Origin of the sequence: Teichococcus aestuarii (genome assembly GCF_042651065.1) — a bacterium.
Taxonomy (GTDB): Bacteria; Pseudomonadota; Alphaproteobacteria; order Acetobacterales; family Acetobacteraceae; genus Pseudoroseomonas; species Pseudoroseomonas aestuarii.
In genome coordinates, this window is the sequence record NZ_JBHSCH010000106.1 from 1 (window position 1) to 9,563 (window position 9,563).

The window sequence follows — 9,563 nt, forward strand, 5'->3', positions numbered from 1 at the left end:
CAAAAGCATGAAACCCACTCAGCCCAACCCAAAAAGGTCAAACCAAACCAAGCTTCTTAATACTTCCAGAAAACCCGATGCAATTTTCAATCAACGCTTGAGCTTTGCAGTGCGATGCAGCAATCTGCCGCATGAACCTTTCACTCAACCTCGCCAGAGTTCCTGGCGGGGTGGGGTATCTAGCGCCGCTCTCCGGCCCCGTCAACCGCCCCGCCAAATCTTTTTGGCGCCCTCGCTGAAACCGTTTCTTTCGAAGCGCCTCAGCGTCGGGAGCCGGCTTTTACGTCCGGCTCCCATCCCTGTCAAACAGGTTTAACGGAAATTCCGCAGGCGGTTCAAAAAACCTACACCGCGAGTTCCAACCCCTCGACACCCGCCGTCACCTTGACCGCGCTGCCATCGGTCACGCGGCCCTCCAGGAGCAGGCCGGCGAGCTGGTCCTGCAGGTTGCGCTGGATCACCCGCTTCAGCGGGCGCGCGCCATAGACCGGGTCGTACCCCGCCTCGGCCAGCCAGTCGGTCGCCGACGGGTCCAACTCCAGCGTGATCTTGCGGTCCTCCAGCAGCTGGCGCAGCCGGCCAAGCTGGATCTGCACGATCGAGCCCATATCCTTCCGCGCCAGGCGCCGGAACAGCACGATCTCGTCCAGCCGGTTGAGGAACTCGGGGCGGAAGCGGCTGCGCACCACGTTCATCACCTGCCCGCGCACCAGGTCCACATCCTCGCCTTCAGGCTGCGCCGCCAGGATCTCGGAGCCGAGATTGCTGGTCAGCACGATCAGGGTGTTGCGGAAATCGACCGTCCGCCCCTGCCCGTCCGTCAGCCGCCCGTCGTCGAGCACCTGGAGCAGGACGTTGAACACGTCCTCATGCGCCTTCTCCACCTCGTCGAACAGGATCACCTGGTAGGGCCGGCGCCGCACCGCCTCGGTCAGCGCGCCGCCCTCCTCATAGCCGACATAGCCGGGGGGCGCGCCGATCAGCCGGGCCACCGCGTGCTTCTCCATGTACTCCGACATGTCGATCCGCAGCAGCGCCTTCTCATCGTCGAACAGGAAGCCGGCGATGGCCTTGGTCAGCTCGGTCTTGCCGACGCCGGTGGGCCCCAGGAACAGGAAGGAGCCCATCGGCCGGTTCGGGTCCTGCAGCCCGGCGCGGGCGCGCCGCACTGCCTTCGACACCGCCTCCAGCGCCTCCTCCTGGCCGACCACGCGCTGGCGGAGCATGTCCTCCATGCGCATCAGCTTGGCGCGCTCGCCCTCCAGCATCTTGTCCACCGGGATGCCGGTCCAGCGGCTGACCACGGCGGCGATGCCCTCGTCGGTCACCGCCTCGTTGACCAGCTTGCCGCCCTCGCCCCCTGCCTCGGCGATCTGCCGCTCCAGCTTCGGGATCACGCTGTAGGTCAGCTCGCCGGCGCGGGCGTAGTCGCCCTTGCGCTGCGCCACCTCCACCTCGGTGCGGGCGCGGTCCAGCTCCTCCTTGGCCTTCTGGGCGGCGCCGAGCTTGTCCTTCTCCGCCTGCCAGGCCGCGGCCATGGCGTTGGAGCGCTCCTCCAACTCGGACAGCTCGCGCTCCAGCCGAACCAGGCGGTCGCGGCTCGCCGTGTCCTCCTCCTTCTTCAGCGCCTCGCGCTCGATCTTGAGCATCAGCAGGCGCCGGTCCACCTCGTCCAGCTCCTCCGGCTTGCTGTCCACCTGCATGCGCAGGCGGCTCGCCGCCTCGTCCATCAGGTCGATCGCCTTGTCGGGCAGGAAGCGGTCGGTGATGTAGCGGTTGGACAGCGTCGCCGCCGCCACCAGCGCGGAGTCGGCAATCCGCACGCCGTGGTGCAGCTCGTACTTCTCCTTGATGCCGCGCAGGATGGAGATGGTGTCCTCCACCGTCGGCTCGCCCACGAACACCGGCTGGAAGCGCCGCGCCAGCGCCGCGTCCTTCTCCACATGCTTGCGGTATTCATCCAGCGTGGTCGCGCCGATGCAGTGCAGCTCGCCACGCGCCAGGGCCGGCTTCAGCAGGTTGGAGGCGTCCATCGCGCCATCCGCCTTGCCCGCGCCCACCAGCGTGTGCATCTCGTCGATGAAGAGGACGATCTCGCCCGCGGCCTTCTCGACCTCGGTGAGCACGCCCTTCAGCCGCTCCTCGAACTCGCCGCGGTACTTGGCGCCGGCCACCATGGCGCCGAGGTCGAGCGCCAGCACCTTCTTGTCGCGCAGCGCCTCCGGCACGTCGCCATTGACGATGCGCAGCGCCAGCCCCTCGACGATGGCGGTCTTGCCCACGCCCGGTTCGCCGATCAGCACCGGATTGTTCTTGGTGCGCCGCGCCAGCACCTGGATGGCGCGGCGGATCTCCTCGTCACGGCCGATCACCGGGTCGAGCTTGCCCTCGCGCGCCGCGGCGGTGAGGTCGCGGGCGTACTTCTTCAGCGCGTCGAACTGCTGCTCGGCATTGGCGCTGTCCACGGTGCGGCCCTTGCGGATGGCGGCGATCGCCCCGTCCAGCTTCTGCGCCGTGGCGCCGGCGGCGACCAGCGCGCGGCCGGCCGGCGTGTCGCTCGCGGCGAGCGCGGTCAGCAGCCGGTCCTGCGCCACATAGGCGTCGCCGGCCTTGTTCGCCTGCTGCTGCGCCGCGTCCAGCACCCGCACGATGTCGGGCATGAACTGGGGCTGCCCGGCGCCGCCACCCTGCACGCGCGGCAGCTTGGCCAGCTCGGCCTCGACCTTCTCCAGCACCGGCTTCGGGTCGGCGCCGGCGGCGCGGATCAGGCCGGCGGCGGCGCCCTGCTCGTCGTCGAGCAGCGCCTTCAGCAGGTGCTCGGCGGTGATGCGCTGGTGGTATTCGCGGATCGCGATGGTCTGTGCCGCCTGCAGGAAGCCGCGGGCGCGCTCGGTGAATTTCTCGATGTCCATGTGATGGTCCCTCCGGTGAGGCAACCGGCCCCGACGCCCCCGAAGGCGACACCGGGCACCGCTGTCAGATCGAATGTGGTATGGGGAAACACGGCCCTTCAAGGGCGCGTGCGCGAAAAAAGCAGGAGCTGAGCCTATGCGCGTCGAGCATCTCTACCGCTACCCCGTGAAGGGCCTCTCGGCCGAGGCGCTGGAGGCGGTGGAGCTGCGCCCCGGCGAATGCATCGCCCATGACCGCCGCTTCGCGCTCGTGCAGGGCGATGCGCCCTTCGAGGAAGCGGCGCCGCGCTTCCTGCCCAAGCAGAACTTCGCCTGCCTGATGGCCAATGCCCGGCTGGCGCTCGTCGCCTCCGCCTATGACGACCGCGCCGGCATCCTGTCGCTGCGCGTGCCGGGCGAGGCCCCGCTGCAGGCCGACACCCGCACCGCCGAGGGCCGCGCCGCCATCGCCGCGCTGCTGACCCGCTACCTGGGCGAGGAGGCGCGCGGCACGCCGCGCTTCACCGAGGCGCCCGGCCACGCCTTCACCGACCAGAAGGCCAAGGGCATCTCGCTGATCAACATGGCCAGCATCGCGGCGCTCGAGAAGGCCACCGGCCTGCGGCTCGACCCGCTGCGTTTCCGTGCCAACATCTACTTCACCGGCCTGCCGGCCTGGGCGGAGTTCGGCTGGGTGGGGCAGGAGGTGCTGCTGGGCGGCGCCCGGCTCTCGGTGTTCAAGCGCACCGTGCGCTGCCCGGCCACGCAGGTGAACCTGCAGACGGGCGAGCGGGATGCCGACGTACCGCGCCTGCTGCGGCAGCATTTCGGCCATGCCGATCTGGGGGTTCACGCCACCGTGGTGGAAGGCGGCAAGGTCGCGCTGGGCGACGCGCTGGAGGCGCTGGAAACCGCCGCCTGAGGAGAACCGCGCCCGGGCGGCCAAACCCACCGGCGAGGGCGGCCCACATGGCCGCGCCCCGCCAGGAATGGGGTTACTGAACCGTCTCGCGCTGCTCGGCCGGCTCGTTGCCGTCCGGCTCGTAGCCACCGGACTGGGACTGGCCGCTCATCTCGCCGCCCTCCCCTTCTCCTCCGCCACCTTCCTGGCCGTCGGCGCCGTTCTGCTGGCGCCGCGGCGCCTGGCCCTGCTGCGCCTGCACGGCCTGGGCCATGGCGTTGAGGATGCGGAAATAGTGCTCGGCGTGCTGGAAGTAGCTCTCGGCCATCACGCGGTCACCGGCGCCCGTCGCGTCGCGCCCGAGCTGCAGATACTTCTCGAAGAGCTGCTGGGCCGTGCCACGCAGCCGCATGTCCGGCCCATTCGAGTCGAACACATGGTTGCGGTTCATGGGCTGGTGGTTGCTTTGGCGGAATTGACCGCCGCCGCCGCCGCCACCGCCGCCGCCACCATGGCGATGGCCGCCGCGGCCGCGCATGCGTTTCATGTTCATCGGTGTTGCGTTCGCCGTCTCATGCTCGCGCCATCCGGTGGAGAGGTGATCCATCACGGACCACAGCGCACCAGGGGGCTTGCTGATGGAGTTGCATCGCTGCGGGGCCGGGGGGCGATGGCATTCCGCCACATGGGCCTTCCCGGCGTGTCCAACCGGGGGGATCATCCGCCCGGGGCCGCAAAGCCACCCTAGCGGCGTGCTGCACCGCCGCCAAACGGTTTTTTCAGCCCAGCCCCGCTTGGCGGCCCAGAACCAGGGCCCGCTCGACGCCACCCAGATCGGCATGGCAGCCGCGAATCGCAAGCCCCGCCGCCTCCGCAAGGGCGGAAACCGCCTCGCGCTGGCCCAGCCCCAACTCCAGCACGGCGCAGCCCTGCGGCTGGAGCAGGGCGGGAAGCGCCGCGACGATGCGCCGATAGGCCTCCAGCCCGTCCGCGCCGCCATCCAGCGCCCGCGCCGGCTCATGCGCCGCCACCTCGGGCATCAGGGCGGGAATGGCGGCGCTCTCGATATAGGGCGGGTTGGACAGCACCAGGTCGAACCGGCCGGAGAGCGCCGTGGCCCAGTCGCCTGCCAGGAAGGCGGACCGCCCGCCCAGGCCGTTGGTGGCCGCGTTGCGGGCCGCCAGCGCGGCGGCGCCGGGAGCGAGATCCACCCCCACCCCGAAGGCTTCCGGCCATTCCGAGAGCACCGCCAGCAGCAGGCATCCCGTGCCGGTGCCGAGGTCCAGCACGCGCGCCCCCGGCCGGGGAAATGCCGCCAGCGCCGCCTCGACGATCGCCTCCGAATCCGCGCGCGGGATCAGCGTCTCGGGCGAGACTTCCAGCTCCAGCGTCCAGAAGCCCTGGCGGCCGAGCAGGAAGGCCATCGGCTCATGCGTCAGCCGGCGGCGCAGCAGGTCGCCGAAGCGGGTGGCGGCCTCGGGCGGCACCGGGGCGCGGGGCTCGCGCAGCAGCGCCGCCTGCTCCACCCCCATGGCCTCGGCCAGCAGCAGGCGGGCCTCCAGCCGCGGCGTCTCGATAGCGGCGGCGCGTAGATGCTGCCCGGCCCGGCAGAGGAAGCCGCCGACGCTGCCTGCCGGATCGGGGCACCCGGCGTCAGACACCCTCGGCCGCCAGCCGCGCCGCCTCGTCCTCGGCGGTCAGCGCGTCGAACAGCTCGTCGAACTCGCCCTGCATGACGCGGTCGATCTTGTGCAGGGTCAGGCCGATGCGGTGGTCCGTCACCCGCCCCTGCGGGAAGTTGTAGGTGCGGATGCGCTCCGAGCGGTCGCCGGTGCCGACCTGGGCGCGCCGGTCGGCCGAGCGGCTGGCGCTGGCCTGGCTGCGCTGCGCCTCGTAGAGCCGGGCGCGCAGCACCTTCATCGCCTTGGCGCGGTTCTTGTGCTGGCTGCGCTCCTCCTGCATCGCCACCACCGTGCCGGTGGGGATGTGGGTGATGCGCACGGCGCTGTCCGTCTTGTTGACGTGCTGGCCGCCGGCGCCGCTGGCGCGGTAGGTGTCGATCCGCAGGTCGCTCTCGTTGATCTGCACATCCACCTCCTCCGCCTGCGGCAGCACCGCCACCGTCACGGTGGAGGTGTGGATGCGCCCCTGCGTCTCGGTGGCCGGCACGCGCTGCACCCGATGCACGCCACTCTCGAACTTCAGCCGGGCGAACACCCCCCTGCCCTCGATCTCGGCCACCGCGCCCCGGATGCCGCCCAGCTCGGATTCGTCGTAGTCGAGGATGCCGAAGCGCCAGCCGCGCGTCGGCGCGTAGCGCTGGTAGGCGGCGAACAGCTCGGCGGCGAACAGCCCCGCCTCGTCTCCGCCGGCGGCGGGGCGGATCTCCAGGATGGCGCTGCCCTCATCCGCCGCGTCGCGCGGCAGCAGCGCCAGGCGGATCTCCCGCTCCAGCGCCGGCACGGCGTCGCGCTGGGCGTAGAACTCGGCCTCCGCCAGCTCGCGCATCTCGGGGTCGGCCATCAGCGCCTCCGCCTCGTCGCGGGCGCACTCGGCGGCGCGCAGGGCGTTCACCCGCGCCACCAGCGGCTCCAGCTCGGACAGCTCCTTCGACAGTACCCCCACCTGCGCGCCATCCGCCGTCTCCAGCAGGGCGCGCAGCTCGTCGGCGCGATAGAGGACGCGGTCCAGCTTCTCGGAAAGGCTCATGCGATCGGTCCATGGCAGGCGGGCCGGGTGGCCGCCTGCCATTCAAAGTTCAAACAGCGGCGGCGCGGCCGCGAGGCCGCGCCGGAAGGGATCAGTCTTCGGCGTCGTCCGGGTCGGGGCCGAGGCCTTCCTCCAGCCCTTCCACCACCTGCTCCAGCATGGCGTCCACCACCCCCGCGGCGGCCAGCGCCGAGAGCAGGCCCGGCATGCCGACGCGCTCCTGCGTGCCGTCCGAGAGGTTGCGGACCACCACCACGCCCTCGGCCACCTCGCTCTCGCCGAGGATCACGGCGGCCTGGGCGCCGGTGCGGTTGGCCCGCTCCATGCGCTTCTTGAGGTTGCCCTTGTAGGCAATCTCGGCCGGCACGCCGGAGGCGCGCAGCGTCTGGGTCAGCAGCAGGGCCGGCGCCTCCTCGGCGGCGCTGACGGGGATGACGGCGACGGGCGGGCTGGCCTCCGGCGTCTCCTCCAGCAGCTCCGCCAGCCGCTCCACCCCCGCCGCCCAGCCGACACAGGGAGTGGGCGGGCCGCCCATCTCCTGCACCAGCCCATCATAGCGGCCGCCGGCCATCACCGTGCCCTGGGCGCCCAGCCGGTCGGTGACGAACTCGAAGGCGGTATGGCTGTAGTAGTCGAGCCCGCGCACGATGCGCGGATTGTCGCGGTAGGGCACGCCCAGCAGGTCGAGATGGCGCTTCACGGCGGCGTAGAACTCGGCCGCCTCGGGCGTCAGGTGCTCGTGGATGGTGGGGGCGCCGGCCACCAGGGCGCGGTCCCCGGCATCCTTGCTGTCGAGGATGCGCATCGGGTTCTTCTCCAGCCGCAGCTGGCTGTCGGCGGAGAGCTTCTCCCGGTGCTCGGTGAAGTAGGCGACCAGCGCGGCGCGGTAGGCGTCGCGGCTGGTGGCGTCGCCCAGCGTGTTGATCTCCAGCACCACCCCGTCATCGATGCCGAGATGCTGCAGGATCTGCCAGCCGCAGGCGATCACCTCGGCATCGGCCAGCGGCTCGGCCGCGCCCAGGATCTCGGCGCCGATCTGGTGGAACTGCCGGTAGCGGCCCTTCTGCGGCCGCTCGTAGCGGAACATCGGGCCGGCATAGAACACCTTGCGGGGCAGCCCGCCCTGGGTCAGCCCGTTGGAGACCAGCGCCCGGCAGATGCCCGCCGTGTTCTCGGGCCGCAGCGTGACGGAATCGCCGCCGCGGTCCTCGAAGGTGTACATCTCCTTCGTCACCACGTCGGAGGTGTCGCCCAGGGTGCGGGCGAAGACGCCGGTGGCCTCGAAGATCGGCGTCGCCCACTCCTCCAGCCCGTAGAGGGTGGTGACGTGGCGCGCCGTCTCGATGACGTGGTGGTGGCGGCGGAAGCCTTCGCCGATCAGGTCCTTGGTGCCGCGTACCGGCTGCATTCCGCTCAAGACAGTTACTCCGCCGCCTGGCTGGCCGGGGCCGCGGCGATCTCCGCGGCCTTCTTCTCGACCAGTTCCACGATGTGATCGACCATGTTCTCGCCCGCCACGGTGTGGTCGGTGCGGCCGGCGTGATACACCATATGCCGCCCCGCGCCGCCCCCCGTGACACCGATATCGGTCATCAGCGCCTCGCCCGGCCCGTTCACCACGCAGCCGATGATGGAGAGCGTCAGCGGCGTCTCGATATGCGCCAGCCGCTCCTCCAGCGCCTCCACCGTCTTGATGACGTTGAAGCCCTGCCGGGCGCAGGAGGGGCAGGAGATGATCTTGACGCCGCGGTGGCGGATGCCGAGCGACTTCAGGATGTCCCAGCCCACATGCACCTCCTCCTCCGGCTCAGCGGAGAGGGAGACGCGCATCGTGTCCCCGATGCCGGCCCAGAGCAGGGAACCGAGGCCGATCGAGGACTTCACCGTGCCGGTGCGCTTGCCGCCCGCCTCGGTGATGCCGATGTGCAGCGGGTGGTCGCAGGCCTCGGCCAGCTGCTGGTAGGCGGCGACGGCCAGGAACACGTCGGACGCCTTCACGCTGATCTTGAACTCGTGGAAGTCCAGCTCCTGCAGGTGGGCGGCGTGCCAGAGGGCGGATTCCACCAGCGCCTCCGGGTTCGGCTCGCCATACTTCTCCAGCAGGTGCCGCTCCAGGCTGCCGGCGTTGACGCCGATGCGGATGGAGCAGCCATGGTCGCGCGCGGCCTTCACGACTTCCTTCACGCGCTCCTTCGAGCCGATATTGCCCGGGTTGATGCGCAGGCAGGCGGCGCCCGCCTCGGCGGCCTCGATGGCGCGCTTATAGTGGAAGTGGATGTCCGCCACGATCGGCACGTTCACCTCGCGCACGATCTCGGCGAGGGCGGCGGTCGATTCCTCGTCGGGGCAGGAGACGCGGACGATATCCACCCCCGCCAGCTCGGAGAGGCGGATCTGCGCGATGGTCGCGGCGGCATCCTGGGTCAGGGTATTGGTCATGGTCTGGATGGAGACGGGCGCGTCTCCGCCGACCAGCACCTTGCCGACACGGATCTGCCGGGACTTGCGGCGCAGGATCTGCTGGTAGGGACGATAGGACATGGCGGTCAGGCCTCCCGCTTCGGCATGGGGCCGATATGGCAGCACAGCGCCCGCCGGCCAAGTCCCGGCCAAGTCACGGACCTGCCGGGGGCCGCGTTTCCCGGGGCCGCGGCGTGTTACGCTTTCGTGGCGGCCCTCAGCGGGTGGGGAGCTGCCCCGGCTGCGCCTCGCGCAGCCGGGCCGGGTCCAGCAGGATATCCCGCCGCACGCCGATATTGTCGGCGAAGGCCGGCGAGGCCACGCCATCCACCTCGGCCACCAGCCCCTCGATGCGGCCGGTGTTGAGCAGCAGGCCAGGGGTCTGCGGCACCTCGTAGGTCTCGCCCGGGCGCAGCACCCGCTCGAACACCACGCGGTTGCCCCGGGCCTCCCGCACCCGGATCCAACTCTCCTGGGTGGCGCGCAGCACGATGCGGTTGGCCGGCGGCGCGGCCTCGGCGGGCGGGGAAGCGGCGGGCGGCGTCGCGGCGGCATCCTGGGTCAGGGTATTGGTCATGGTCTGGATGGAGACGGGCGCGTCT

General features: G+C 70.8%; 8 protein-coding genes. 1 reads left to right on the plus strand and 7 read right to left on the minus strand.

What is annotated here, in order from left to right; translation table 11 throughout:
* Window positions 1-344: 344 nt before the first annotated feature.
* A complete protein-coding gene (gene clpB, locus ACFOY6_RS22960) occupies window positions 345-2,912 on the minus strand; it encodes an ATP-dependent chaperone ClpB (protein WP_379652347.1) in 2,568 nt (855 codons plus the stop codon).
* Between the two features lie 136 nt (window positions 2,913-3,048).
* Here clpB and ACFOY6_RS22965 point away from each other — a divergent pair, with 136 nt between their 5' ends.
* The gene (locus tag ACFOY6_RS22965; RefSeq protein WP_109518572.1) at window positions 3,049-3,813 is read left to right on the plus strand and encodes an MOSC domain-containing protein; all 765 of its coding nucleotides are present in this window, start codon (window positions 3,049-3,051) and stop codon (window positions 3,811-3,813) included.
* 73 nt (window positions 3,814-3,886) lie between these two features.
* Here the strand turns inward: ACFOY6_RS22965 and ACFOY6_RS22970 are convergent, their stop codons facing one another.
* The 6 genes from ACFOY6_RS22970 to ACFOY6_RS22995 form a co-directional block, all read right to left on the minus strand.
* Window positions 3,887-4,243, minus strand: a complete 357-nt coding sequence (locus tag ACFOY6_RS22970; RefSeq protein WP_379652348.1) for a DUF4167 domain-containing protein — start codon at window positions 4,241-4,243, stop codon at window positions 3,887-3,889.
* A 328-nt stretch (window positions 4,244-4,571) separates the two neighbouring features.
* Entirely contained in the window at window positions 4,572-5,453 is an 882-nt protein-coding gene (gene prmC, locus ACFOY6_RS22975) for a peptide chain release factor N(5)-glutamine methyltransferase (protein WP_379633839.1), read from the minus strand.
* Window positions 5,446-6,501 (minus strand): peptide chain release factor 1, encoded by a 1,056-nt coding sequence (gene prfA / locus ACFOY6_RS22980; protein ID WP_379652349.1) that lies wholly within the window; start codon window positions 6,499-6,501, stop codon window positions 5,446-5,448. The genes prmC and prfA overlap by 8 nt, the downstream gene beginning before the upstream one ends.
* Window positions 6,502-6,592: 91 nt before the next feature.
* Complete coding sequence (hisS, locus tag ACFOY6_RS22985; RefSeq protein ID WP_379633837.1) at window positions 6,593-7,918, minus strand: histidine--tRNA ligase; 1,326 nt, start codon at window positions 7,916-7,918, stop codon at window positions 6,593-6,595.
* Between the two features lie 5 nt (window positions 7,919-7,923).
* Window positions 7,924-9,042, minus strand: a complete 1,119-nt coding sequence (ispG, locus tag ACFOY6_RS22990) for a flavodoxin-dependent (E)-4-hydroxy-3-methylbut-2-enyl-diphosphate synthase (protein WP_379652350.1) — start codon at window positions 9,040-9,042, stop codon at window positions 7,924-7,926.
* Between the two features lie 136 nt (window positions 9,043-9,178).
* A partial coding sequence (locus ACFOY6_RS22995; protein ID WP_379652351.1) for a DUF4115 domain-containing protein occupies window positions 9,179-9,563 on the minus strand: 385 nt, incomplete at its 5' end.

What these genes read in the sequence shown, in the direction of transcription:
- clpB (WP_379652347.1), bottom strand. Translation starts at nt 2,912, where the DNA reads ATGGACATCGAGAAATTCACCGAGCGCGCCCGCGGCTTCCTGCAGGCG.
- ACFOY6_RS22965 (WP_109518572.1), top strand. Translation starts at nt 3,049, where the DNA reads ATGCGCGTCGAGCATCTCTACCGCTACCCCGTGAAGGGCCTCTCGGCC.
- ACFOY6_RS22970 (WP_379652348.1), bottom strand. Translation starts at nt 4,243, where the DNA reads ATGAACCGCAACCATGTGTTCGACTCGAATGGGCCGGACATGCGGCTG.
- prfA (WP_379652349.1), bottom strand. Translation starts at nt 6,501, where the DNA reads ATGAGCCTTTCCGAGAAGCTGGACCGCGTCCTCTATCGCGCCGACGAG.
- ispG (WP_379652350.1), bottom strand. Translation starts at nt 9,042, where the DNA reads ATGTCCTATCGTCCCTACCAGCAGATCCTGCGCCGCAAGTCCCGGCAG.